24 protein-coding genes and 1 pseudogene are annotated in these 26,918 nt (G+C 37.6%); 14 read left to right on the top strand and 11 right to left on the bottom strand.

Annotated features, from left to right (window positions below):
• The first annotated feature begins 122 nt into the window (after positions 1–122).
• Complete coding sequence (ccsB, locus tag C9J36_RS00970; protein ID WP_107941956.1) at positions 123–1,262, top strand: c-type cytochrome biogenesis protein CcsB; 1,140 nt, start codon at positions 123–125, stop codon at positions 1,260–1,262.
• Between the two features lie 47 nt (positions 1,263–1,309).
• On the opposite strand, the gene C9J36_RS00975 is transcribed toward ccsB, so the two are convergent.
• Positions 1,310–2,332, bottom strand: a complete 1,023-nt coding sequence (locus C9J36_RS00975; RefSeq protein WP_107941957.1) for a DUF2804 domain-containing protein — start codon at positions 2,330–2,332, stop codon at positions 1,310–1,312.
• Between the two features lie 112 nt (positions 2,333–2,444).
• Between C9J36_RS00975 and C9J36_RS00980 the strand changes: the two genes are divergently transcribed.
• Positions 2,445–2,939: an amidase domain-containing protein gene (locus tag C9J36_RS00980; RefSeq protein ID WP_066167904.1), complete on the top strand. Its 495-nt coding sequence runs from the start codon at positions 2,445–2,447 to the stop codon at positions 2,937–2,939.
• Between the two features lie 53 nt (positions 2,940–2,992).
• Complete coding sequence (locus C9J36_RS00985; RefSeq protein ID WP_066167905.1) at positions 2,993–3,562, top strand: nitroreductase family protein; 570 nt, start codon at positions 2,993–2,995, stop codon at positions 3,560–3,562.
• Between the two features lie 120 nt (positions 3,563–3,682).
• Here the strand turns inward: C9J36_RS00985 and C9J36_RS00990 are convergent, their stop codons facing one another.
• On the bottom strand, positions 3,683–4,585 hold the full coding sequence (locus C9J36_RS00990) for an AEC family transporter (RefSeq protein WP_107941958.1): 903 nt from the start codon (positions 4,583–4,585) through the stop codon (positions 3,683–3,685).
• 311 nt (positions 4,586–4,896) lie between these two features.
• Here C9J36_RS00990 and C9J36_RS00995 point away from each other — a divergent pair, with 311 nt between their 5' ends.
• The 6 genes from C9J36_RS00995 (at position 4,897) to cyoE (ending at position 10,433) form a co-directional block, all read left to right on the top strand.
• A complete protein-coding gene (locus C9J36_RS00995) occupies positions 4,897–5,274 on the top strand; it encodes a GntR family transcriptional regulator (RefSeq protein WP_066167912.1) in 378 nt (125 codons plus the stop codon).
• Entirely contained in the window at positions 5,271–6,143 is an 873-nt protein-coding gene (locus C9J36_RS01000) for an ATP-binding cassette domain-containing protein (RefSeq protein ID WP_346719796.1), read from the top strand. The genes C9J36_RS00995 and C9J36_RS01000 overlap by 4 nt, the downstream gene beginning before the upstream one ends.
• Complete coding sequence (locus tag C9J36_RS01005) at positions 6,136–6,966, top strand: hypothetical protein (RefSeq protein ID WP_107941959.1); 831 nt, start codon at positions 6,136–6,138, stop codon at positions 6,964–6,966. The genes C9J36_RS01000 and C9J36_RS01005 overlap by 8 nt, the downstream gene beginning before the upstream one ends.
• A 266-nt stretch (positions 6,967–7,232) precedes the next feature.
• Positions 7,233–8,171: a Gfo/Idh/MocA family protein gene (locus tag C9J36_RS01010; RefSeq protein ID WP_107941960.1), complete on the top strand. Its 939-nt coding sequence runs from the start codon at positions 7,233–7,235 to the stop codon at positions 8,169–8,171.
• Between the two features lie 113 nt (positions 8,172–8,284).
• The gene (locus C9J36_RS01015; protein WP_107941961.1) at positions 8,285–9,034 is read left to right on the top strand and encodes a nuclease-related domain-containing protein; all 750 of its coding nucleotides are present in this window, start codon (positions 8,285–8,287) and stop codon (positions 9,032–9,034) included.
• A gap of 502 nt (positions 9,035–9,536) precedes the next feature.
• Positions 9,537–10,433, top strand: a complete 897-nt coding sequence (gene cyoE / locus C9J36_RS01025; protein WP_066167927.1) for a heme o synthase — start codon at positions 9,537–9,539, stop codon at positions 10,431–10,433.
• Between the two features lie 30 nt (positions 10,434–10,463).
• On the opposite strand, the gene C9J36_RS01030 is transcribed toward cyoE, so the two are convergent.
• From C9J36_RS01030 to C9J36_RS01040, 3 genes are all read right to left on the bottom strand, one after another.
• Positions 10,464–11,846 (bottom strand): dipeptidase, encoded by a 1,383-nt coding sequence (locus C9J36_RS01030; protein WP_107941963.1) that lies wholly within the window; start codon positions 11,844–11,846, stop codon positions 10,464–10,466.
• 71 nt (positions 11,847–11,917) lie between these two features.
• Entirely contained in the window at positions 11,918–12,748 is an 831-nt protein-coding gene (locus C9J36_RS01035) for a CPBP family intramembrane glutamic endopeptidase (protein ID WP_107941964.1), read from the bottom strand.
• 5 nt (positions 12,749–12,753) lie between these two features.
• On the bottom strand, positions 12,754–13,329 hold the full coding sequence (locus tag C9J36_RS01040) for a TetR/AcrR family transcriptional regulator (protein WP_107941965.1): 576 nt from the start codon (positions 13,327–13,329) through the stop codon (positions 12,754–12,756).
• A 269-nt stretch (positions 13,330–13,598) separates the two neighbouring features.
• Between C9J36_RS01040 and C9J36_RS01045 the strand changes: the two genes are divergently transcribed.
• Positions 13,599–14,147, top strand: a complete 549-nt coding sequence (locus C9J36_RS01045; RefSeq protein WP_066167946.1) for an RNA polymerase sigma factor — start codon at positions 13,599–13,601, stop codon at positions 14,145–14,147.
• A gap of 208 nt (positions 14,148–14,355) precedes the next feature.
• Here C9J36_RS01045 and C9J36_RS01050 read toward each other — a convergent pair whose 3' ends face one another.
• The 5 genes from C9J36_RS01050 to C9J36_RS01070 form a co-directional block, all read right to left on the bottom strand.
• Entirely contained in the window at positions 14,356–14,784 is a 429-nt protein-coding gene (locus C9J36_RS01050; protein ID WP_066167949.1) for a MarR family winged helix-turn-helix transcriptional regulator, read from the bottom strand.
• A 42-nt stretch (positions 14,785–14,826) separates the two neighbouring features.
• Positions 14,827–15,228 carry a transcriptional regulator Spx gene (gene spx / locus C9J36_RS01055; protein ID WP_066167952.1) on the bottom strand — a complete coding sequence of 134 codons (402 nt, stop codon included), beginning with the start codon at positions 15,226–15,228 and terminating at the stop codon, positions 14,827–14,829.
• 465 nt (positions 15,229–15,693) lie between these two features.
• Entirely contained in the window at positions 15,694–17,268 is a 1,575-nt protein-coding gene (locus tag C9J36_RS01060) for an ABC-F family ATP-binding cassette domain-containing protein (RefSeq protein ID WP_107941966.1), read from the bottom strand.
• Positions 17,269–17,332: 64 nt separating this feature from the next.
• Positions 17,333–17,518, bottom strand: coding sequence for an SE1832 family protein (locus C9J36_RS01065; RefSeq protein WP_066167958.1), 186 nt, complete (start codon positions 17,516–17,518; stop codon positions 17,333–17,335).
• A 61-nt stretch (positions 17,519–17,579) separates the two neighbouring features.
• Entirely contained in the window at positions 17,580–18,596 is a 1,017-nt protein-coding gene (locus C9J36_RS01070) for a CMP-N-acetylneuraminic acid synthetase (protein WP_107941967.1), read from the bottom strand.
• A 99-nt stretch (positions 18,597–18,695) separates the two neighbouring features.
• On the opposite strand from C9J36_RS01070, the gene C9J36_RS01075 reads away from it, so the two are divergent.
• From C9J36_RS01075 to C9J36_RS01090, 4 genes and pseudogenes are all read left to right on the top strand, one after another.
• The gene (locus C9J36_RS01075) at positions 18,696–19,511 is read left to right on the top strand and encodes an NAD(P)H-binding protein (protein ID WP_107941968.1); all 816 of its coding nucleotides are present in this window, start codon (positions 18,696–18,698) and stop codon (positions 19,509–19,511) included.
• 107 nt (positions 19,512–19,618) lie between these two features.
• On the top strand, positions 19,619–20,173 hold the full coding sequence (locus C9J36_RS01080) for an NADPH-dependent FMN reductase (RefSeq protein ID WP_066167966.1): 555 nt from the start codon (positions 19,619–19,621) through the stop codon (positions 20,171–20,173).
• Positions 20,174–20,779: 606 nt separating this feature from the next.
• A pseudogene (locus tag C9J36_RS17445) lies at positions 20,780–20,940 on the top strand (copper homeostasis protein CutC); the annotation flags it as partial.
• Between the two features lie 68 nt (positions 20,941–21,008).
• Entirely contained in the window at positions 21,009–23,870 is a 2,862-nt protein-coding gene (locus tag C9J36_RS01090) for a hypothetical protein (RefSeq protein ID WP_107941970.1), read from the top strand.
• A 161-nt stretch (positions 23,871–24,031) separates the two neighbouring features.
• Here C9J36_RS01090 and C9J36_RS01095 read toward each other — a convergent pair whose 3' ends face one another.
• Positions 24,032–26,908, bottom strand: coding sequence for a DEAD/DEAH box helicase (locus C9J36_RS01095; protein WP_107943053.1), 2,877 nt, complete (start codon positions 26,906–26,908; stop codon positions 24,032–24,034).
• Positions 26,909–26,918 lie beyond the last annotated feature (10 nt).

Here is a 26,918-nt window from a genome sequence, read left to right on the forward strand (position 1 = left end):
CCTTCCAAATCATAAGACGTTCAAGAGGAATTTTCTAACGCTTGAGATAAAGTTCAGCTTTTTCTAGCGTAAGTTTCTACAATGAACAGTATAGCATTTACGTAACAGAAAGAGGGAAATGGATGAATTACTTATTATTAAGCAGCAATACATTATTGTTTTCTTTTCTTTTATTGCTAATTGCCATTATTCCATTTGGCTTCGCGACAAAAACAAAACACGCTATAAGCTGGAGAAGTGCATTAGCATTAACATGGCTTGCTTTTATTTTACAAATAATATATTTCACATGTAGATGGAAGGCAATAGGATATGCTCCTGTAAGTAATATGTATGAATTTATGACGTTTTTCGGCATTATGTTAATAGGAGCCGTATTGCTAATGAGCTATCTTTATAAGCAATGGTCAATTGGTTTCTTTGCAATCCCGATTGCGCTCATAATTTTAGGCTATGGCAGTGTATTTTCAAATAAAGCTGCACCATTAATACCTAGCTTGCAAAGTCATTGGCTAGCAGTACATGTTATTACAGTAGCTGCTTCAAGTGCCATTTTATCTGTAGCCTTTATAACAAGTGTAATGTACTTGTTAAAAACAATAAATACGGAAGCAAAAACACGTGGTGCAAAATGGTTAGAGCTTGTATTATTTAATCTTGTTGTAGTAGTGGGATTTATTTTAATATCCACATTTTGCCGTTTGTTTTTCAGCTCTCAAGTGATTGAGTTTGCGAATAAAAAAGGACAAATTATTAGTGCTACATATACATTGCCTATAATTATCTCAAATAAAGCAGAGGTAGGCTTGTTTGCGTTATCTGCAAGTGTTGATGCACAAAAATTAAATACAATTATATGGTCTTATTTAGTAGGGGGCTTGCTCTATTTAATTATTCGACTAACGATGCGCAAAGCACTTTGTGAGATACTGAAGCCATTTATATCACGTATTGATTTGAGATTACTTGATGAAATTTCTCATCGTTCAATTTTAATTGGTTTTCCTTTATTCTCATTAGGCGGTTTGTTTTTTGCCATGATTTGGGCACAAATTGCTTGGGGCAGATATTGGGGCTGGGACCCGAAAGAGGTATGGGCATTGATTACATGGTTATTTTATGCAGCCTTACTGCATCTTCGCTTAACAAAAGAATGGGAAGGGGAGCGGACAGCATGGCTGGCGATTATCGGCTTTGGGCTTATCGTATTTAATCAGGTGTTCGTTAATTTAGTAATAGCAGGGTTACATTCTTATGCCTAAAAGAGCGGGCGTCCTAAAAGCTTGCAAGGCTTTTTGGACGCCATTATTTACCATTTTGCCACATGTTCCTCAATGCAGCCTAACATTTGTTGAATTGTTAATATTTTTCCATCAGGCAATGCAATTGTTCCGTGATAATAGCCTACGAGCTGATGTACCTCAGACGTAACTAATTTTACGTCTGTTTTTGCTATTCGCTCAAAAAAAGGTGTAAATGTTAAATTTACTTGATTGCTTGACTTAGAATGGATTGCCCACGGCTGCATAAAATTAGCGCGATTATATGTAAAGGCTACATCCTCACCGATTTTTGTCATTTTACCATCAATGAAAATTGCGTTTTCTGTCATTCCTGTTCCATCTGTCCATTGACCGCCGAAATTCAGCCCAATACGTCTTCCTCGAATGCGTTGTGAAGCCATTCCCCAATTCCATGTTGCTTTCCGCGGCCACACACCGCGTCCGTAATCAAGCACTGCAAAGCATTCCTCTGTATTGAAAGAATAGCCCCGTTGACCGATTTGAACTGTACCAGAAGTAGGTAATGTATGATGTTTGGCAGTAAATTGGAAAATTTGTCTGCTCCAGGGGATGACAACATTCAATGATTCATCATGCTGAGGATGTTGAATCGTTAAGTCTGCCTGCAAATGTTCATTATCAAAGTCAGGTATAGAAACTGAGAGCTGTGTTGTGCCATTGTTATAAGTAAAGCGAATATTTAGCTCGTCATGTACAAATTGCACAGATTCCAGTACTTGTGTTGGCATTTTTACACTAGTACCAAGCGGAACTGTTATTGTTTTTTCAAAATAGCGCTGTGTTTCATATTCTAAAAAATAGACAAAACAAACAGCCGCATAATCTAAATGGCTTATTGTAGCTGAAAATAATATATCTTCACCGTAAACACACCAGTAATTCCATTTTTTCTTCCGTAAATAATGACCTGTAACATTACAATCAATCAATGGTCTTCTTGCAAAACCAATTGCAGCAGGATTCAAATTTCCCTTTTTATCACACAATGGTGTTGGAACCGTCACTTCACGCTCTGCAATTAGCCTCATAAAAATCATCCCCCTCGCATAATGCTATTACAGAATAGTGTAACAAAACATGAGCGAATATGGGAGCTTTAGACACGATGAATGAAAAAATATGTAAATAGGGGGAGAAACGATGCGCTATAATCGTGAGCAAGCGGTCGCTTATGCAAGGATGTGGTGGAATGGGCGTAACCCCGCCTTTCCTTCATTTCAAGATGATTGTACAAATTTTGTATCACAATGTTTATATGCTGGGGGTGCACCGATGAGAGGCGCACCTAATCAATCAACAGGCTGGTGGATGCTACCTGAGCAAGGAATATGGAGTTTTAGTTGGTCTGTAGCTCATTCATTGCGTTGGTATTTAGAAACATCAAAAGAGGGGCTTACTGCAACACGTGTCTATTCACCTACAGAGCTTGAAATTGGAGATGTCATAGCCTACGACTTTTCCGGAGATAGCCGCATTGATCATACGACGATTGTCACGAGCATCCAAGGTGGTATTCCATATGTTCACGCGCACACATCAAATAGTGCAGATAGACCATATCATTACCGAGATTCAACAGCAGCTACTCCTAATATGCGTTACTATTACTTTCATATAGCAGATGTATTTTCGTGATGAAAGCTTTATAATTGAGAAGGAGCATCAATTGTAGAAGGGGAGATAGCATAATGACAAAAGCATTAACAGTACGAGAAGCCATTACAACTCGTCGTTCAATAAAAAAATTTAACGGGCAGCCTGTGAAGCGCGAAGATTTACTAAGCATCATTGGTGATGCGGCTTGGGCGCCAAACCATGGTACACGAGAACCTTGGCGTTTAGTAGTTGCATGCGAGGAACAATTACCAAAACTACATGAGCTTTTGCGCGACTTAGCGATACCAAAATGGCAAGAGCTGTCTGAAGAAACGTTAGCTGCACAAATGCAAAAATTCACTTTACCAGGTGGCTACGCATTTATGATTGTGCCTGAAGATGCGCGTCAAAAAGAGCGCTTAGAGGATTATGCTGCAGCCGCAAGCTTTTTGCAAAATATGCAGCTACTTGCATGGGATAAAGGCATCGGCTCATGCTGGAAAACGCCAGGCTTTTTAGATATGCCTAAATTCCGCGAAGCATTAAATGTAAAAGCGGGTGAACGCGTTATCGCTATGCTGCAATTAGGCTATTTTGATGAGCTGCCAAAGGCGAAGGAACGTAAGCCGGCTACTGATATTGTCACTATTTTTGGGGAATAAAAGAAAAAGACTGTCCAGAAAGTGCATTATTTTCTGGGCAGTTATTTTTTTAATTTTACTTATCCACTTCAATCCGATTTAAAAAGTTTTCAAAGTGTACAAAATGTATTCCGATTCCCCTTAAATTACTAAATACAACACAATAGGTAAGGAAATAACACTAATTGCTGTTGTCACAAGTGTTGTAAACGATACGAGGTCAGGTTCTGTATCGTATTTAAGCGCAAGCATCGTTGTATTAGCTGCCGAGGACATTGCCGCTTGTATAATAAATACGGTTTTTGCCAAATCACTTAAAGGTAAAAATGATAAGATGAATGCGGCTATGATAGGTGAGGCAATCATACGTATAATACTTGCCCCTACAACGAAGCGATATGTTACCTTTTTACGTGAAATAACTGCGAGCTGCATTCCTAGTACAAGCATAATAATAGGAATTGTCGCTTCTGCTACAAGGTTAAGTGCATCTTGAAAAGGAGCGGATAGCTCTAAGCCAATATAATGGCAGAGCATGCCTAGTATTGCAGCATACAGCACAGGCATACGAACGACACTCTGTAATGCTTGCTTATGTCCCCCACCCCCATGTCCTCCAAGTGCTGCAAAGAAAATCCCAAGCGTATTCATTAACAGAGAATGCAACACCATAATAATAACCGCGTAATCAAAGCCTGCTGGGCCAAGTGCAAATAGTACAACAGGTGCCCCGTAATTTCCGCTATTCATAAAAACGCTACTTAAGATGAGTGCGGAGCTTTCAGATTGGTTCGCCCGCGATAGTTTTGCAACGATGTATGTAATTACTAATAATGAAAAGCTTAATGCAAGTGCAGCTAGCATCATATACACATAGTCCAATGTTATATCGTTTGTGAAAAATGTCCTAAATGCTAGGCAGGGGGACAGTATGTATAGCGACATCGCAGAAATCGACTTAATATCAAATCCGATAAACTTTTGAGCGATAAAGCCAATCGAAAAAATGACGAGTGCAGGCAAAATAATAAGAAATAAAGTCATTGCTCCTTCTCCTTCGATTTTTGAAAATCACATCCAGATTTTATCTCGCATAAATGGGCAGTAAGCCTCTCACTTCGAGACTTGAGTAAAAATCGGCTTAAGGATAAGTGTGAGATGAACTGCCCGTATAAGCCTGATTGAAGTTTCACTTTATTCTAATTCGCAAGAGAGACCTTTTTGAACGAGATAATGCTTTCATTATTGCACTTTCTCAAAAGAAGTAAAAATAAAAAATTGACAAATATTTTTTTGTCCTTTATGGTTATATACATAAGTGTATAACCATATTACTGTAGAGGGTGGTGAAATATTTGAATCATCTATTTGATAAAGATAAACCGATTTACCAACAAATTCGTGAAAAAATTGAGGACCAAATTGTCAATGGTCAGCTACTAGAAGAAGAACAAGCACCTTCCACAAATCAGCTTGTTAGCTTTTACAAAATTAATCATGCGACCGTTTCAAAGGGAATTAATCAATTGGTGGAGGAAGGCATTCTTTATAAAAAGCGCGGAATCGGCATGTTTGTTGCAGCAGAAGCGAGGGAGAAGCTAATGAAAAAAAGAAAAGAAGCATTTGTTGACCAGTACGTGGTGGCTCTTATCCAAGAGGCAAATAAGCTTGAAATAAGTGAGCAGGAAATTATTGAGTTAATCAAACAAGTGAAGGAGCGTGAAAGCGAATGATGAAGATGAAAGCGGAAAATATCGGCTTAAATTACGGACAGCATACAGCATTACAAAATATTTCGTTTCAGCTAGAGGGCAATAAAATATATGGTCTATTAGGTAGGAATGGCGCTGGAAAAACGTCGTTGTTGAGTATTATTGCATCTTTTCAGGAGCAAACAACAGGCACATTAACCGTTTTAGAGCAAGCTCCATTTGAAAACGCTGAAATAATGCAGCAAGTTGTTTTTGCTTACAATAAAGACTACAAAGAAGAATCTGACCAAGTAAAAAATTTACTAGCGGGTATTGCAAAATATCGTCCTAATTTTGATATGGAATATGCACAGCATTTACTAGCACGTTTTAAAATACCGCAGGATAAAAAAATGAAACAATTATCAAAAGGAATGCAAGCAGCAGTTGATGCCGTAATAGGCTTAGCAAGCAATGCACCAGTGACGATTTTTGATGAGATTTATGCAGGGATGGATGCACCAACTCGAACAATTTTTTATGAGGAGCTATTAAAATCTCAGGAGCGATTCCCAAGAATGATACTAATGTCTACGCATCTTGTTTCAGAAATGGAATATCTATTTGATGAAGTACTGATTTTACACAAAGGTACAATGATTTTGCATGAAGCATATGAGGAGCTTATTTCTAAAGGTGTAACAGTGACAGGGCGAGTGGAAGACGTAGAGGTATTCGTTCAACCAATGCGTCAACTCAACACACAGCAGCTAGGTGGTACGAAGGCTGTTATGGTCTATGGTGATTTATCAGAGCAGCAATATAAAGAAGCGGCAAGGCGAGGGCTAGAAATCGGCCCGATTGCCTTACAAGACTTGTTTATTTATTTGACAGAGGAAGGAAATGATTAATATGCAAAAATCCAGCTCCGCGAAGGTTGCACTAGATATGTTTTTGACACAGATGACTTGGGCATCGGGCTATTTATTTGTTATGTTGCTCATTTTTTCAGTAAGAGCCTTGGCATCTTTTATAGGTAATATGGAGGCAAATAATTTTATTACAAAAATGATTAAAACGCTAGCGAATGAAGGGGGAATGGATAGTTTTTCAACCTTAATCTTTTATTCCTCTAATATTTTTATGTTCGTTATCGGAATTATCGCAGCATATGGCTTCCTTCAATATTTCGTCAGCAATGGTGTAACGCGCAAAAATTATTTTATCGGAGCAGCCATTGGTTCATTTGGGGTAGCTGTAGTAATTCCGATTATTATAAAAATAATTTTAATGATTGAAGTCGTTGTAACGAAAATGCTACCACTACAATTTGCAGATAGTACAAAAATAATGGAGGCTGATGATGAAATCATTGGTCAGGTAATACAAAATATTTTGTTTTCCCCGTTTATTGATATGACGAATGGTGGCATTAGTGCGATGGTAATTTTTGCTTTAAATATATTTTGTTATTATGTAGCAGGGTGGTTTATCAGTGTTAGCTTTTACCGTTTGGGCACGACACTAGGGCTTCTTTCAATTCCACTAGTAATTGTTCTATTTTTGCTATATGACGAATTGATGAGTATTGCATTGGGATTACCTGTAGCTAACTTGCTGCCATCAATAGATACAATTCCAAGTGTGATTGCATTTGCGCTAGCTATTGCAATTGTAGTCGCTATGTTAGTAATGATTCGTCTGTTTACTAAAAAAGTAGCGGTTAAACTATGAAGATGTTAGACTATTTAATAAATTCGCATCAAATGGGTGTGTTAGAAAAGTAGTCCATCTTGCTATCTTTCAAACAATGCTTGCTGCTTATTGGAATGTAATTTATTTAGAGAAATGAATGCAGGTGTTATAAGATTGAAAACACTTGATTCACGTCTTTGTTTTCACAAGAAAGCGAAGAAGCAAAACTGTATCAGAGAGAATGCTGACTTTCTAGGCAGCCCAGATGAGAAAATTTACTTTACTAAGTTTAGGGGATAGTTTTTATGACAAAAACAACATTTGCATTAATTGGTACAGGTATTGTAGGAGAGCGCATTATTAATCAAATTTTAGCGCATCCAAATTGCGAAATTGCGGCAATTTTCGACGAAAATCAAGAACGTTTGCAGGAAATTGCTGAGAAATATAGTATTCCTGCTGTTACAACATTAGGGGATTTATTAGCGACACGCCCAGATTGGGTATATATTGGGACGCCACCGGTTAGCCATGCGCCACTTGCGAAGGAAATTGCAGCACAGGGATTAAATATTCTTTCTGAAAAACCGCTGGCACATGATGCACAGGGTGGTCTAGAAATGGTGCAAGTAGCAAGTGAAGCAGATGTGCATACAGCGATGCATTTCCCATTAATGTATAGCCCAGCAGTACATCAATTAAAGCAAACTTTAGCTAATAAGGAGCTAGGAGAAGTTGTGCGTGTCGAGCTTCACACATATTTCCCAGAGTGGCCAAGGAAATGGCAGCAAAATCCTTGGATTGCATCGCGTGAGCAAGGTGGCTTTATTCGTGAGGTATTCCCACACTACTTACAATTAATGCATCATTTATTTGGAGATATTGAGATTTTATCACATGAAACAACATACCCTGCCGACGTGACTTTATGCGAAACAGGTGTATCCGCTTTAGCAAAAACGAAAAGCGGCTTACCTGTTGTGCTAAATGGTTTATCTGGCATCGGACAAGAGGAGCGCATAGAATTTAAAGTATTCGGTACGGAAAAGGTAATGTCATTGCGCAACTGGTCTGAGCTGTGGCTAAGTGCAGCATATGAAGAAGCACAAAAAATAGCACCAAGTGTGCAACCAGCAGCATTGTTGGATGCTTGCCGAGCACAACTCCAAGGCGAGGATGCATTAATTGTATCGTTTGAAGAAGGCTTAAAAGTACAACGTTGGATTGATGAGCTGCTGAAATAGGATAGAACTGTCCCAAAAGCCGTGCGGTTGCCGGCTTTTGGGCAGTAGTGATGAAAATCTTTTCAAGCTGTAGTTCGATTTAAAGGGGATGCGTTTGAAAAAATGGAGAGAGCTTGCTTGAAAATCAAAAAGAAGGCGAATGGATAATTGCTTTACAACGTGAAAAAGCACTAAAGGAGTTGGTGCTACAAGCCGCAGTTCGGCGGGGTTTTCATAAATTTAAAGATGAGTTGATACGGCTACAGCAAGGTTTATCCGGCGAGCGTTATGTAGACCGTTGTTGGCAGGATATGCAATTAGAAGAACAGCATTATTTACTGCATGACTTTCAAACAAATGCCCATCAAATAGATAGCATCTTCCTTTGTGATAAGTTTATTTTGCTAGTGGAAATTAAAAATATTGCAGGGCGCGTTGATTTTGACGAGGCGCGTTACCAATTCACTCGAAAGCTTGAGGATGGCACAGTCCATGGTTTCCGCAATCCACTGGACCAAGTGCGGCGCCATCAAAGAATGCTACGAGCGGTTGTTCGCAATTTACCTGTATTATATGCGATTGTTTTTTCCCATCCGAAAACCATCATTGGCCATATCCCAAAAGGAGAGCCGATCTTCCATTGTAGCGGGCTAGAATTCCACATTAGAAAGCTCCTCGCACAACATAACACCGCACAATTAACCTCAACAGAGCTCCTAACTACGAAATTAATGCAAATGCATACAATTAAAAAACCCCAGTTACAAATTGAGCAAACAAAAATCCGTACTGGTGTGCTTTGCGTACAGTGTCAGGCTTATGTGCAAATGCATTATCATTACGGAGTTGTCCGAAAAGTTCATTTTGTTTTGTCACCGCATTGAAATCAATGTTTTCATCGCTTCACTTTTACTCAAAGATAACACTGCTAAAGCCAATGTTCATCCCATTTTTAAAAGAGGCGTTTTCTGTTTATATGTATCAACATTTTATGAAATATCATCGCTACTGTCCAAAATGCCGGCTATGCATGGCTTTTTGGATAGCCCCCAAGTATCACTACAAAGATAATGGCATCTTAGTAGGTGAATGGATTCCAAATGAGGAGTTTCGGGCGTTTGTAGGTGTAGATTCCGCGAATAGTGCGAAGCGTTTATTACAAAAACTTGACTGACAGTTAGGGAAAGTCACTGATATATTTGCCAAAGCCGCTGATAAAACAAAAAAGTCGCCGATATATATTCGACATATGTGAAAAATACCTTTTTATGTATCGAATTATGACGGTTCTCCGAAAAAACAGCTAGTACCATAGCGCATAGTGCCTACTATAAGGTATACTAATAAATAGTGACTATAAAGAGGGGTAGCAGAGGGTAAATTATTATGCAAAAGCAATCTACTATAAATTTATGGGCACAGGCTGTTAAGACGGGCATCATTAAGTCGAATTTGATTCCGATGTTTGCTGGACTTATGCTTGCGCTTTATACGTACGAACTAAATTTTGTCGAAAACATCCCAAATATTATTTTGGCGATAGTGGGTTCAGCATTTGTTATTGCGGCAGCAGGCATTTTCAATAATTTATATGATCGTGATATAGATGAGATTATGCCTCGTACAAAAACAAGGCCTACTGTAACTGGAGAACTTAGCACGCGGACAGTGTTAATTGTTGGAATTATTTTTTTTGTTTTAGGGTTAATAGCGTTGGCTTTCACAACGGCACTTGCTATGTTTTTAGGTTTTCTAGGCGTGTTCTTTTATGTTGTGCCTTATACAATGTGGACGAAGCGCCGTACAATTTGGAATACTGAGGTTGGCAGTATTTCAGGAGCAATGCCGCCATTAATTGGCTGGGCGGCTGTAGGACCAGATATTTGGCATCCTGCTTGTTGGGCATTGTTTATTATTATGGTTATTTGGCAAATGCCGCATTTTTATGCAATTGCTATTCGTAAGCGTGATGATTATGCTGCTGCCAATATTCCAATGTTGCCTGTGGCAAAAGGGCAGCGTAGAACATATATCCAAACGAATATTTATTTAGTTGTACTTATTTTCACAAGCTTTTTATTCCTTCCATTAAGCTTAGGGTTAACGCTTGTATCCCTAGTTCTTGGCGGCATTTGGTTATGGCTAAGCTTTGTTGGCTATCGCAAAATGGAGGGGAGAACGTGGGCAAATAAAATGTTTGCCTACTCATTAATTCATATGACAGTATTATTTGCTACAGTAATTATTTATTCATCTGTCGGATTGATTTTACAAGCATTATAAAAAGGTCTGCCTAATCAGGCAGACCTTTTCTTATAGCTTTAACCCTGCAACCTCGTGTAAATAATCGCCTAATACGCGGAGACCATTATCGAAGTTTTCTAAATGGAAATGTTCGTTTGGTGCATGGAAGTTTTCGTTCGAAAGACCGAAGCCCATTAATACGACAGGTAAACCTAAAATTTCATCGAAGGCTGCTACGATTGGAATTGAACCGCCCCCACGTGTATAAGCAGTCGGCACTTTATAAACCTTTTCATAAGAGCGACCTGCTGCTTGGATAACTGGATGGTCGAATGGTGTTAAGTATGGTTTTCCTTTATCGAATTCAGAAATAGCTACTTCGACACCAGCAGGCTTATGCTTTTCAATATGTGTCTTTAATAGTGCAACGATTTCTTCAGGGTCTTGGTTTGGTACTAGACGACATGTGATTTTTGCGCCCGCTTCAGCAGGTAGCACTGTTTTAATTCCTTCGCCAGAGAATCCACCGAATACGCCATTAATTTCTAATGTTGGGCGTGACCAAGTTTGCTCTAAATAAGAATAGCCCGCTTCACCGAATAGCTCCTTCACCTGTAGCTCTTCTTTTAGCTCGTCCTCATTAAAGTTTAAGTCACGATAAGCTTGGCGCTCTTCCTCAGACAATGGAAGGACTTTGTCGTAGAAGCCTTCAACTTGAATTGTTCCGTGCTCATCACGGAACGATGCTAAAATCGCCGTTAGTGCATGGATAGCATTTTGCACACCGCCACCATAAAGACCAGAGTGTAAATCACCCTTTGCTCCGCGCACATCAATTTGTACTCCTGTTAAGCCACGCAAACCGTAGCAAACAGCAGGCTTACCTTTTGCGTAAAGGCCTGTATCAGAAATTAAAATTAAATCAGCAGCTAATTTTTCTTTATTATCCTCTGTATATTTCGGAAGAGAGGGGCTACCAATTTCCTCCTCACCCTCATAAATAAATTTCACGTTTACTGGAAGTGTACCTTCAGTGGCAAATAATGCCTCAATCATTTTCAAGTGCATAAATACTTGGCCTTTATCATCAGATGAGCCACGTGCAAATAATTTATTATCACGAATTGCTGGCTCGAAAGGCGGCGTTTCCCATAAATGCAATGGGTCTACAGGCTGCACATCATAGTGACCGTAGAACAAAATCGTTGGTTTATCCTCTGCATGCAACCACTCACCGTACACAACAGGGTGTCCCGCAGTTTCTTCCACTGCTACATTCTCAATATTTAACGATTTCAAATGGTCTGCTAGCCAATTTGCTGCATTTTTCATATCCACTTTATGATCTGATAATGCTGAAATACTTGGGATACGTAAAAATTCATCCAACTCTGCTAAATGGCGCTCACGATGCTCTGCAAAATAAGCATCTAATTTCTCTAAATGACTCATAAAAAGAAAGCCTCCTTTTATTTCGAATATGGAAATAGTATAGCATAAGGAGGCTAGAAAGTATTAATATATCAGCGTAATGAAGGGATATATCTTTTTCTTATCTTCCGTAAAGCTAAACCAATTGCTAAGTACAATAATGTCGTCACAATCCCTGCTGTTGGTGAGACGAAAAATTCCTTGTTCTGTGCAATTGAAATGTAACCGTCTAGCATCAATGGATTAATTAGGGCATCCTCTGTGGCATGCATAAGAACAAGTGGCCAAATACTTCGTGTTATTAAATAAATTTCTGTATACATAATTGTCCAGACAATCATTGTTACAATACCGATAATGGCAAAGACCAACCGATTAACGGGGAGTACACTCGCAATATCACTATCTGACAAAAATACAAGGAAGTAAGGGATATGCCATGCCCCCCAAACGACTCCAACTGTAACATAAAGCCAGAAATCATTTAGTTTAAATTGAAGCAGTTTACTCGTTAAATAACCTCTCCAAACAGATTCCTCAAAAATATTTTTTATAAATTGTATGAAAAATACACTAACGAAAGCAGAACTAATAGCTTGAAAATTGAAATTGGAAAAATCCATCCATCCAGTTAGATAGCCAAATGATAATAAAAGAAATGTTGTAATGGGGTAAATTAGAAATGCTACAAGATACCATTTCGCATTACCTTTTAAATTTAGTGCAAGCCCCATATCTCTCCAGCCATCACCTGCAAATGCACGTAAAAAAATCGTAGTAAGCAAAGGTAAAACTAGCCAAATACCCATTCCAAGTGTGTTGCCATTAGGTTGCTCAGGTATAAAATGGTCAATTATCACACCGAGCCAGCCACATAGTAAAGCAATTACAATAAAAATAATGATATTTCTTTTCGTTTGCATTTTTTTTACCTCCTAATAATATCGATAATCCACTCTGCATCAGGACAAGGGGCGTTGGGATGTAAGGCGATATGCTGTGCTATGCCTTGTAAGGAATTCCAAAAGGCGATAGCTAGCGCTTGTGGGTTACCATCCTTTATTTCATTTAAACGTTGACCTTCCTCAATAAGTGAAATACTTTTGGTCATTAATTTATCTGCTTCAGCCAGCATTTCTTTGAAGTCTGATGGCAAAGAATCTAAATGCTGCGCGTTTTCCATTAAGACAAACATTTTAGCTGCAAAAGGGTTAGCGCTAATTGTTTGGAAAATGTCCTCAGCAACATATTGAAAAGTTCTTAATGGAGATACCGCTGCGGCATGTAGCTCCATTTTCAATTTTTCACTTCCAATCCGAATTAAAGCTTCATATAATTTTTCTTTTGATTCGAAATAATAGAAGAGCAATCCCATACTCATATTGGCGGCTTTGGCAATATCAGCGATTTTTGTTTCTCCATAGCCTTTACGAATAAATAAATCTAAGGCTGTTTGTAAAATAAGCTGCCGTCTTTGTTCTTTTTGTTGTTGTCTAGTGTTCATATTGATAACCTCTTTATTAAATTTATTTTCATTGAATATATATTCAATGAAATGGACGCAAATTCCTCCTTTGAAGGAATAAAATTTTTAAAAAAGGGTATAAGGATTTTTGAATAGAGGTATAACTTGACGAAGAAGGCATACATAATTTGTAGGTGACATGGAAGCTTACATGATTGTAAGGAAATTGAAAGTAAATCCGATAGAGCGTAAGGAACATTTTTGCGAAAATGAGGTTAATGAAGCAGAATGAACGGAGGCAATAACTAATGAATGAAATGTTAACGAAAGTTTATGACGAATATAATCGCTATATATACCATCTTTGCTTAAAGCTTACACGCAACACAATAGAGGCGGAAGATTTAATGCAAGAAGTATGGGTAAAGGTAGTACGCTATGAAGCAACGATTGAACAAGTTGACCATGTCAAAGCATGGCTAACAACAATTACAATGAATACATTCCGCGACCGCTATCGCAAAAATGTAAGACGTAGTAAGTATATGATGAACCAACCTGAACAATTAGACGTTCCGATTTTAGATTTGGTTCCCAATAATGAGGTTTCAACAGAGGAGCAAGTCGAGAAAGTGGAAATCACAAAGATTGTGCAAGAGAAAATGCACGAGCTTGATGCTATTTATCAAAAAACATTATGGTATTTCTATGTAGACCAATATTCATTAGCTGAAATCTCGGCATTAATGAAGGTATCCATTGGTACTGTTAAATCGCGCCTATTCCGCGCGAAAGCACGCTTAAAAGAAATGCTATTAGCAGATCATAAACTAGTAGATGTCGTCCTACCTGCTTAAAGGGTAGGGCGATTTTTTAACTTGGGTTTTGAGACGAACATGGAATAAATTCGAAAAAACATGGAATAAACTCTGGAAAACATGGAATAAATCCTGAAAAACGTGGAATAAATGAGGCGATTCAATCAAATAGAGCACGTTGCTGTGAGATAGCAGCACACAAAAGCGTCCAAAAAGCCGGCAATGGCGCGGCATTTTGGACGCTTTGTTATTTAAAATTTGCGCATTTGATAAAGATACGGCGTAAGCTTTCGATTTCTTCCTCTGATAGCATGCCGAAAAGCTGATGGATTAAGGTGTTTACTTGTTCGCGCGATTGATTTAATACATCTCTGCCAGATGCTGTAATCGTAATTTGCGAGGCGCGGCGATCGTTTTCGTTTTGTGCTTTTTCGATAAAGCCAGATTTTAAAAGCTTTGTTGTTAATACGGTAACGCCACCTGTTGTTACTTTTAAATGCTCGGCAATAGCAGAGGGGCGCTTTGGCCCTTCATTTGCTAAAAAATCTAAAATTAAAATATGTGATTTGGAAAAGCCAAGTTCATTTAAGCTATTCCATTCATTTGCAATTCTACGTTCTAAGGCAGCTACTGCTTCGAAAAGTGGTGTTAAATGCTCATGTTTATAATCACCCATGTTTGTCATCTCCAAATTTTCTTTCATACAAAAAAAGGCGACTTATTCAACCGCCAATTTTTGCAAAGCATTCAGCTCAAACGCACGTACTTTACGTGGGATGAAGCGACGAATATCCATTTCATTATAACCAACTTGAATGCGTTTTTCATCGAGTAAAATAGGACTACGCAGCATACGTGGGTATTTTTGAATTAATGCATAGAGCTCCTGAATTGAAAGTTGCTCGATATCAATATCAAGATTTTTGAAATCGTTCGAGTTTGTTGCAATAATTTCATCTGTGCCATCTTCAGTCATACTTAAAATATTTTTAAACTCAGCTAATGTTAGCGGCTGAGAAGTGATGCGTTTCTCATTATATGAAATATTGTTTTCGTTTAACCATTTAAGTGCTTTTCGTGATGAGGAACAGCTTGATTGCGTGTAAATTGTTACTGACATAATGAATTCCTCTCTTCCTTTACATTGGTAACTTACTTGTAAGGTAATTACTTATATTTATATCTTACAACTAAGTTAATTGTAATGCAATAATTTTTTTTATTTTTTTAAATTACGTCACAGCTAACTTTTATTCAAATTCTCTCCGAGTAAGCAAGGAAAAATTTTGAGAAAAGCGGCTGTTTATTTGTATATTCCGCAATGGTAGAATATATGCCTTTGATTTAGTTGATTACCTAATTAATGTATACCCGCTTTGTTACTAATATATACGTCAAAAAGATAAAAAAGTTTCATAGAATATGAAAAAATAAGAGAGGATATGGGAAAAGGGGGTGTGTAGAGGCGTTTATCAATATAGTTCAATATAAATTCAAAAGCATGGTGCTAGATTCACTGTTTACAGCTTTTTAATAAAAAATGAAACGTCCGAAAGGCATTGCTTTTCGGACGCCTTAGCTTGTCTTATTCTTCTTCTAATTCAATTGTACGGCCTGTTGTAAACCAGTCCTGTACATTCCAAACTTTTGTGGCAAGACCTTCATAAAAATCTGGCTCATGTGATACGAGAACGATTGTGCCTTTGAATTCCTTCATTGCACGCTTTAATTCCTCTTTAGCATCTACATCTAAATGATTCGTTGGCTCGTCAAAGATTAACCAGTTGGCTTCGTTCATCATCAGCTTGCAAAGGCGAACCTTTGCTTGCTCGCCCCCTGATAATGAGTTAAGTGGGCGTGTAATATGCTCTGTTTTTAAGCCTGCGCGGGCAAGAGCTGCACGTACTTGTGCTTGCTCCATTGATGGAAAGGCATTCCACACATCGTCAATGGGTGTTATTTTTTCAGCCTTTACCTCCTGCTCAAAGTAGGAAGGGTATAAATAGTCACCACGAATAACTTTACCGCCAAGTGGATTAATTTTACCTAGCATCGTTTTTAATAGAGTAGATTTTCCGACACCGTTCATTCCAACAAGCGCAATTTTTTCCCCGCGCTCAATCTGGAATGTGAGTGGCGGTAGTAACGGCTTGTCATAGCCGATTAGTAAGCTTTCTGCTTCTACTACATAACGGCTAGAGGAACGTGCCTCCTTAAAGCCGAATTCCGGCTTCACTGCCGTTTCAGGACGGTCGATGCGCTCAAGGCGATCAAGCTGCTTGGCACGCGATTTTGCACGACCAGTTGTTGAGTAGCGTGCCTTGTTTTTAGCGATAAAATCCTCTTGTTTTTTAATGAATTCTTGCTGCTTTTCATACGCTTCAATATGCTGCCGCTTATTAATTTCAGCAAGCTCTAAAAACTTCTCATAGGTTGCTGTATAGCGATTCATTTTTGAAAATTCTAAATGGAAAATAACATCGACAACCTCGTTCATAAACTCTGTATCATGTGAAATTAATAAAAAGGCATATGGATAGCTCTTTAAATAGTTTTTCAGCCAAGAAACATGTTCTTCATCCAAATAGTTTGTCGGCTCGTCTAGCAATAATACTTTTGGTTTTTCTAAAAGTAGCTTTGCTAGTAACACCTTTGTGCGTTGACCACCAGAAAGTGCAGCAACATCACGCTCTAAGCCGATTGCATCTAGACCAAGTCCGCGAGCTACCTCTTCCACTTTCATATCTAATGTATAAAAATCACCTGCATCAAGCGCATCTTGGACCTCTGCCATGTCTTCTAATAATTTTTCTAGCTCCTCAGGCGTAGCCTCGCCCATTTTAGCTGCGATTTCGTTGAGTTCTTCTTCTTTTTTATAAAGTGGTAAAAAAGCATCCTGCAGTACATCGCGCATTGTGCGTCCAGCCGTTAATACGGCATGCTGGTCTAAGTAGCCATAGTGTGTGCCAGGCAACCATTCTACTTTTCCTGTATCATGAATTTGCTGACCTGTAATGATGCCCATTAATGTAGATTTACCTACACCATTTGCACCGACAAGACCAATGTGGTCGCCCTCTACGATGCGGAATGATACATCTTTAAAAAGTGTGCGGTCACCAAATGAATGACCTAAGTTTTCAACTGTTAGTATTGCCATATCGTTTCCCCCGATAGTTAATGTGAGTTTTAATAATATGAATGAAGAAAAAAACTCGCGGGTTTTATAACGCCGCGAGCTGCTTATTCAATTCTGCAAGTCGTGCTTCCATATTTTCTAGACGTGTTAATGCTTGTTTAACGGAATCCTCATGACCTAATGATTCAAGCTTCTCCATATCACCTTGTAAATTAACATAATCCATTTTTAGTTCGGCAATTTGTTGCTGTATTTGAGCTTTTGTTAGCATGGATATTAACCTACCTTCAATATTTGCTATCGTAAATTATAGCATAGAAAAAGCACTATGCTCAAATGTGGATAATTTCATGACGTGCGTATGCTAAATCGAGTAGAAGCTGCTTTAATGCTTCATTACTTGTGCGTAAATCGAGTGTGCGCTGCTTATAAATTGCACGTTCACATCGTGCCTCATGTAAGACAAATTCCATCACTGCGTTTTGGATTGTTGATTGCTTCATTTTGCGTCCAAGACCTAAATGAACGAAGCCATTATGCTCGCGATTTAAGTTATTCGATAGCTCGCGTTCATTTTGTGCCGCTGTAATGCATGGAATGCCAATTGTGGCAACTTTATAAGGTGTGTAATTAGCGTTGCAAACAACAATATCCGCAGTAGGAAGTAGCGATAAAAGTGCGTTTGGATGTTGGTGAATGGAAGTGTGGCGACGGCTCAGTACCATCATTTGTAAATCTTCTACGGAATGACGGTAGTTTTCATCGATAGCGACAGAAATTTTTAGTGGAATGTGTAGCTGTGTTAAATGGCGTAGTGTGCGATAAGTCAAATTGTTCTCATCGCCATCCTCAAATGCAATGACGATATGTGGTAAGTCATTTTTTAGCTTGTCCTCAAAGGAGATTTGTAATAGCTCACTCGGTGTCGCAAAGGCAAAGTTGCCAACTAGCATATTGGCTGGAATCATCTCCTGTGTTTCCTCGCGCAACGCAACGATATGGCAGTCAGCAAGCTCTGCTCCTTCGCCACGATCATCAAAATGCACAAGCGTATGGCAATGGGCTTTAAGCAACTGCACCTGCTCTACAGTAGAATCATTGCCATCATAAATAATTAAATCAAAATGCTGCTGTGCTAGTTTATTTGCAAGCTCATTATAATTTTTAAAAATGGTAGGGGAGCTATTTAACAGCTCTAAAAGATGACTTTCATTGCCCTTTAGAAAAATCGAAATATGCTCTGCTGCTAGCAAGTCATGCATAATAGCTACTCGTTCAAATGGGTAATAGCCTTTCCACTCACTATATTCTAAAATGAAGGCGATGTTTTTTTGTTGTTCATTTTGCATAGCTTATCCATCCTTTCTCGTTTCTACATAAAATATGGTGAAATTTCCTGAAGTATGTGTGAAAATTAAAAGAATAGGAGAAAAAGAGGGGGAGAATTTATGGGGATGCGCTCAGCTATCGTTGTAGGTGCGACAGGACTAGTCGGCTCAGAGCTTGTAAAACAATTATGTGAAAGTGATGAATATGTAGCGGTGACAGTTATTGCGCGTAGAGCGTTAGACTACTCGCACCCCAAATTAGTTGTGAAAGTACGCGCATTTGAAGAGCTTGCGGAAAGTGATATGGAATTTGCGCATGAAATCTTTTGCTGCTTAGGCACAACGATAAAAAAAGCTGGCTCGCGTGAAGTATTTGAGAAGATTGATGTTGAATACCCTGTACAAATTGCAGCACTTGCAAAAAATCGTGGCATCCAACATATGCTTGTCATATCAGCAATGGGCGCGAATGAAAAATCCTTTGCATACTATAATCGAGTGAAGGGCAAAATGGAAAAAGAGCTAATAGAGATTGAGTTACCTCAACTTTCAATTATCCGTCCATCACTGTTAGTAGGCAATCGCTCGGAGTTTCGCCTAGGTGAAAAAATAGGGGAAGCTGCATTAGCAGTGCTAAATCCAATATTAATAGGTCCTCTAAAGAAGTATCGCTCTATTGCGGCAAAGCAGGTAGCACTTGCCATGATGGTTATTGCACTACAGGGCAAAAAATCGAAAGTAGCAATCTGCCCATCAAATGAGCTTGCACAAATGGTGATGCCTGAACCAGAGAAGGAACTAGAAATAAAGCGTGAGGATGTGTTCAATTGGGACAAGCTTAAATCGAATGAGCTAGAACCATTAAATGAGGAGCTTACATTCGACAAATCTAAAATGGAAAAATACAAGGTGAAGCAGGATACGCCAAAAGACTGAAATTATGTTTTTCCAAATCAGTACCCTGTTCGACAACGTTTGCATCTGCTACAATAGGTGACGTAGTAAATACCGATTTGTTAACAAGGAATAGCGGAGGTTGGAAAATGAAAATTTTACTCGTTGACGGTACAGTCTTTGGTCGCAAAACAGGCGCCGTTCTGCAACAAGTTGAAAAATATATTCAGGAATATAACAAAGACTTAAAGCTAGAGCTGTTGTATTTCTCAGACTTAAAGCACCAAATTTTAGATGGTAGCCCTCTAAATGAGGATATGCAAATGATGATTAAGAAATTTGAGGAAGCAGATGGCTATGTTATCGCATCTCCAATTTTCCAAGCATCTATCCCTGGCGTATTGAAAAATGCTTTTGATATGATTAGTCCAAAAGCAATGCGCTACAAGCCAGTCGCAATGATTGCTAACGGTGGCACATATCAGCATCATTTAGTAATCGAAAATCAGCTCAAGCCAATTTTAGATTATTTCCGATGTCTAGTGACACCGAACTATGTTTATACACACGCAGACCATTTTGATGCAGACAATAATATTATTGATAACGATGTGCACAATCGCCTTCGCGAGCTTGCACGCGTTTTCGTTCAATATTGTGAAATGAGCAAAGGCTTATGCAAGGAGCCGGTAGATACACCCTAATTAAGCAATAAAGGAGGCTGTCCAAAAAGCCGTGCATAGCCGGCATTTTGGACAGTAGCGATGATGTTTCATAAAATATTGATTCATATAAACAGAAAATTCCTCTTTTAAAATTGTGATGAACATTGGCTTTAGCAGTGTACTCCTTCAGTAAAAGTGAAGCGATGAATACATTGATTTCAATGCGATGTCAAAACAAAATGGACTTTTCGGACAACTCCTTCGTTTACAGACTAAATATTCACTAAAACCAATTTGTACAATACGCGATTACAAAAAAGCGTCCCAAAATAGCTTTCGGACGCCTTTTTTGTGTTGAAAATTAGCATATAAAAAGCTGTATTTTAGGATTTTACAACCGATTAAGAAAGGGGCGGATGGAATGATTGTGTTGAACGATGCTATAGTTACTACTTTTGAAGCTATCTCAAAAGCCAAGCTTTCCTCATCAGTGAAAAATACACTTTACGCTTATTTTAAATTCAAAAAAAGCTGCAAATTCAGTGTTTTTGCTGTTCTTCAAGAACCCTCTTACTATTTTAACGTCCCCTTCAAATTCTGTTTTCACATAGCAACTACGCTAAAGTGATGAAAAGGGGGGGAATAATGAGTAAAATTGAAGCAATTGTATTAAATGAAGAGGATGCAAAAATTACTGAGGCCTATGGGGCGAATCGATTAGAGTTAGTTTCCGCTATTAATGCGGGGGATTAACGCCAAGCTATGGGACAATCAAGCAGGTTGTGAAGAGTGTTCAAATTCCTATTTTTTAGAAAAATATTAAAGTGCAAAGGAATTTACCCGATATAGATGATGAAGTAGAGGAGGTTGGAAAATGAATAAAAAACTATTTTTTACTTTGGGGGCAGTGCCTATCGTGATGATAGCACCTACTATTGCATATGGTGAAGAAATACAAACTGTATCGCTTACAGGAGATAAAATTGTTAATGCAACATTGAAGGCGACAATTGAAAACCTACCTGCCAAATCGATTGTTAAGGGCTACCAATGGTATTATGCAGAAAGTGTGGTTGGTGAAAATTCAAGCGGCTCTACATATAAGCCGATAATCGGTGCCACAACAGCGGCACTAAAAGTACCAGTAGAGGCGGCTGGACGCTCTATTTTTGTAGAGGCGACGACAACAGAGGGGATTAAATATAAAAGCGAACCTGTCAAAATTAATGAGCTGCAGCTAGAGATTACAGCACCGAGGCTAAATGATTACGCTGTACCGGGCGAAACGATAAAAGCTTCAGGGGCAAGTGTAACAGATGCTATGGGAGCAAAGCTTGAAAGTGGGCAAATTACATACAGCTATCAATGGTTTTACAAGGTCGGAGAATCATTTACGATTATTGATGGCGCAACAAACAGCACCTATACAATTGCAAAAGATGCACTTGATAAAGATGTACAGCATCTTATCGTTAGGGTAAAGGCGAAGGTAGGAAGCGCTGTTATCGAGTCTGATATTTCAAACACACTAACGATTTCCAATGAATCCGTAGATTCAATGATTGCTGAAATCCAAGAGATTTTTGTTAATGATTATAAATATAATTTTACATCGCTCTCATCATTCAAAGCGGATGTAACTTCTTTAGAGAGTAAATATCAAGCGTTATCAGCAGCCGCAAAAGAGAATATAACAAACTATTCGGCGCTAAAACGCGCATTAGCAGATGTAGAGACGATTGAGAAGCTATATGAAAAAGTAAATAAAGTAGATGAAATTGAAGAAAAAGACAAGGCGAAATATATACAAGATATTGAGGAAGCTTACAATAAGTTAGATTTATTACAGCGAAGCCTTGATCCACAAGAAGCTCTATATACAGATATTAAAAACTTACTCGATAACCGTACGAACGAGGAATTTAAAGAAGTAAGAAAAATTAATGAAGCAATCCAAGCCTTATTAGTATACGAAGCATCTTACGTAAAGTACAATGCGGCAGATGTTACGAGCTTGCAAGCGATGATTGATACCCTTGATAAAGATATTGCTGCATTATCACAAAACGCACAGGCTGCTGTGCGTAACCAAGCCATTTTACAAGACGCAAAGCAGGATATTAAAAAAGTGCAGCAATTTATAAAGTCATTCGATAAATTATCATTAAAGGATACGCCAAATAAGCAAGTAACGACTGCAAAATCAATTCGCACAGCCTATGAGAAGCTAACATATAGGCAAGCACAGTTAGTAACAGACGAATGGATGGCTTTGTTATGGCATGCAGAAAGCGCAGAGGAGCAGCAAATTGCACAATTAAATAGTGAAATTGCAGACTATGTAGGAAACCTTGGTAGCCGTTATCTAATAAATCCTTCAAGCACTTCGTGGCAAAGCCATGTTAACAATGTTGACCGCCTTGTTGCTGAATATAAAGGATTAACGAAAAATTCAGCTACACAAATTATCGGATACAGTCAGCTAGTAACGCTGCAAAAGGATTTGAAAACAGCACTGAAAGTGATTCAAAGCATTGATGCCTACCAAAAGCTTTCAGAAACAAAAGGTGTGGCGAGTAATAAGCTCCAATCGACTTATACGAGTGCATTAAAGGCATATAATAAATTAACAAGCTTACAGCAATCACTTGTATATAATGCCGATGAATTTTTGAAAAATGCTCCAACAGCATCTGTTGACCCAGGTAAACAAGAGCCTACCGATAAGGCTGCAGCTGACAAGCTCGTTTCTGATATTGATAAGCTTGCAAATATTAAAAATTACACATTTGCAACATTTGAAGATGCGGTGAATTCAGCATCAACGATTTATAAAAACTTATCCTCAAGTGCGCGTAAGTATGTGACAAACTATTCTATTTTAACGGCTGCTAGCAAGGACCTTTCGGGTGCCAAATCATTCCACAAAAAGGTGCAGGCTGCAAGAGAAGAAACTGACGTGAAAAAGCAGTCTAAAAAAATCGAGACAGTTCAAAAAGCATATGACAAGCTCCCTGCTAACCAACAATATTTAGCAAAACAGCAATATGAGGACCTATTAGCAAATCGCTTAGTTGATAAAAATGCACCAAACTTGGCGCAATTAAATAATGACATTGCCGCAATAATAGTAAACGATATGTATGTCATATCAGTTGAAAAAATCAATGAATTATCGACACAATACAATAAATTAAGCGCTGCTGATAAAAAAACAGTAACCAACTATCCGATTTTAAAAACAGCTGTATCGGATGCTAAAAAAGCAACAACATTTATAGCACAATACGAAAAATCATTTGCTTCGAATCCGAGCACTGTCATTAAAGCTTTTTCAAAGCTCACAACGAAGCAAGCAAGTCTAGTGAGTCCAGCAATTCGACAAGCAATCATTACCAAGGAAAAAGAGCTCCAATCCTCCGAGGTCGCAGTTACATTAATCGAATCAATTGATGGGCTACTTATCAAAGGCGAATACATCGCCAATCTAGAGACTAAAGTAAAAGAGCTACGCACAATTTACGATAGCTTAAACGCCAGCGACAAAAAAACAATCAAAAACTACAAAAAGCTAACAGAAGCAGAAAGTGACTTGAAAAAGGTTGCAGATGTACACGCACTATATGTACCAGCAAATGGCGATGAACAGAAACGAAAAGCCTGGAAAACTGCCTACAGCAAGCTATCCAAACGACTAGAATTGCTATATAAACGAACACATCCAAGTGATGTATAAATTAAAATAAAGCACCAGAAATCCAAGTGGAAACTTGTGTTTCAGGTGCTTTTATTTATGCGGTGTGTGAAGAGCAGGATTTGATGTGTTAATTGTTGCTTTTATGCTTTAGTTTGGTGTTACATTGCATTCTTTAAGAAATGAAAGTTAGTTTAACTCGTTCATTCTTCTACTAAATAATGATAGATATCGTATTGAACGGGTTGCTCTAACAAAAAATTCATTGTTACTACAGATTTACCATCAGGCATCGTTCCATTTTGTGCACTACCATCAATAACTTTAAGCTGACCTAAATAGTAAAAGTCACTTCCTTCACCATCATCCTTTTTTACAAATAAGTAAATTGATGAGTTTATTTTGTCGGAAGATAAAATTGTTTGAACTTCACTTGAATTTAAGTTTAAGCGGCTTCGGCTATACCATTTAAAGACGTCAGGTGATAAAAATTCATCACCATATGCTTGGCTGGAAATGACATCATCTTTTTTATGATAGGTGACAAAAAGTGGTGTTGTATTATGTTTTGTGCGATAACCATAAATAGTTGACGATGAATCCGTACTCCAATTTAAAAGACGGCATACGTCACGACGTGAGTATTTTGCATATAACGTAAAGGGTTTTTCGATATTATATTTTTGATTATTATACAAAGCACATTTTAAAATATCTCCAATAAATATTTTGAAAAGTTCATTTTGCATATAGTTTTGGATTTCCTCATTGAAGCTATATGTTGCGTCTTGAATTATAATTAACGGATTTGAACCAAACTTTTTTTTGTCATTTTTCGTATGGAATTGTAATGTTAGCATATTTTCAACAGACGTAATTGTTTCGCTATTTATATATGTGCCATGATGCTTTAATGTTTCTATATATTCTTTTTTTGTAACAACACTTTTTTGCAACAATAATTCTAGTAGTAGTAATTCATGAACTCTTTTTCCATTAAGAAATTCAGACGAAATCATTGTTAAAACAGCATTAGCATACTCAGAGAGTGGTTGTACCTCTTCCTTTATTTTTAATAAAAAATTGTAGTAACTACCAGCATAATGAATTATTACTTCAGGGTCTATAGAATTATGTTCAATAAAATCGTAAAGCATCGGTACACGATTAATGCGGTTTTTTAATTCATTATATGCATCACGAAGAATTTTTAAAGTTGATAAATTTGTGTTATTAATGGCTTCATAAATACGTTTTTTAGCAACTTCTTCAAAATTAACGGTTGATACACCTTGAATATAATCTGTATTAACTGTTTTGCGACGAATATTATCCTTGTTCATTGAATTGTCACCTGACAATTCAATTGGAATGAGATAATTATTTTTATAGTTACCGATAAAGTCTATAACTGTTAAATACTTTTTATCATCATGCTTGCGTAAGCCTCTACCTAACTGTTGAATAAAAATAATGCTTGATTGTGTTTGACGTAGCATAACAATTTGATTAATAAATGGAATGTCAATTCCTTCATTAAAAATGTCAATGGTTAATATATATTCAAGTTTTCCTTTCTCTAAAAGCTTAACCGCTGCTTCTCTTTCTGACTGTGAATTGTCCCCTGTTAGATGGAGTGTTTTTAATCCCTCTCGATTTAAAAGATAGGAAAGCTCTCTAGCTTCCTCTTTGGAGCTACAGAAAATAAGACCGCGCAGCTTTTCACCTGAATATCCATAGTAATTTATTTTCTCGATAATATGCTGTACTCTTTCTGGAGCGATGAGACGACTTAATGATGTCGTATCATCGATAATTTCTCCATCATATTCATAATCTGTTACGCCGAAATAATGGAATGGACAAAGCATATCTTCTTCAAGTGCGGCCTGTAGTCGGATTTCATATGCAATATTATAATCAAATAAAGAATAGATATTAAAGTTATCTGTTCGCTCAGGCGTGGCGGTCATACCTAGTAAAAATCTTGGATTAAAATATTCTATTATTTTCAAATATGAATCTGCACCAGCTCTATGTACCTCATCAATTAGAATATAATCAAAATGCTCAGGAGAAAATGTGTTTAAATAAGTGTTTTTAGAAAGAGTAAAGACTGTGGCAAACAAATAACGAGCGTTTATATCTTTTGAATTTCCAGATAAAATACCATAATCTTCATCGTTTCCACCAAGTATTTTTTTATAATCTTCCATTGCTTTATTTAAAATTTGTTCACGATGAACAACAAACAACATTCGCTTAGGTGCAAAATTTCGCACATCTAAAGCTGATAAATATGTTTTTCCTGTACCAGTAGCTGAAATTATTAATCCTTTTTGTGCCCCTGTTGCTCGTAAACTTTTTAATTGCTCAAGAGCGACAGATTGCATTTTGTTTGGTTGAATTAATAGAGCCTTTTGTAATGAATTAGTAGAATATGTAGATTCTAATTCGATTATATTTGAAGATTTTATGTTTGAATTTTCATATTCATTTTTATAGATTTCTTCATATTGAATAATCCATTCCTTTGATAGTGAAACGGATGCTTCCCATGCGTCCTCAAACTGATTTTTAAAATGGTGAATAACCTCGCCATTTTCGAGAGAAGTTAAGAAAATATTCCACTCAAAATTTGTTTTTAAAGCACTATCAGTTAAATTGGAGCTTCCGACTATTAAGGAGTAATAATTAGTATGTTCAAATATATAGCCTTTTGAGTGAAATCCTTTAATATCGGATAATCGAACTTCCACATTTTCAAGTTTTAATAGTTCTTTAAACATCTTAGGTTGATTAAAGTTTAAAAAAGTAGATGTCAAAATTCGTCCTTTAATCCCTTTTTTCTGAATATCTTGTAGGATAGATTTCAATGTTGCTAAACCACCCTCTGTAATAAAGGCGACTGAAAAAATAAAAGAATTACAGGATTTTAACTCTTGTGAGATAGTTGCAAGGACGTTTTCATGACGTTTATTTATTAATAACTTTGGTTTGAATTGATTAGATACAGGAATATTTTTATCAATAAATCCATTGTGCAAGGAGTTTTGCATCTTCTTTATAAGTAGCTCCATCATTAACATC

The organism is Metasolibacillus fluoroglycofenilyticus (assembly GCF_003049645.1).
Taxonomy (GTDB): Bacteria; Bacillota; Bacilli; order Bacillales_A; family Planococcaceae; genus Metasolibacillus; species Metasolibacillus fluoroglycofenilyticus.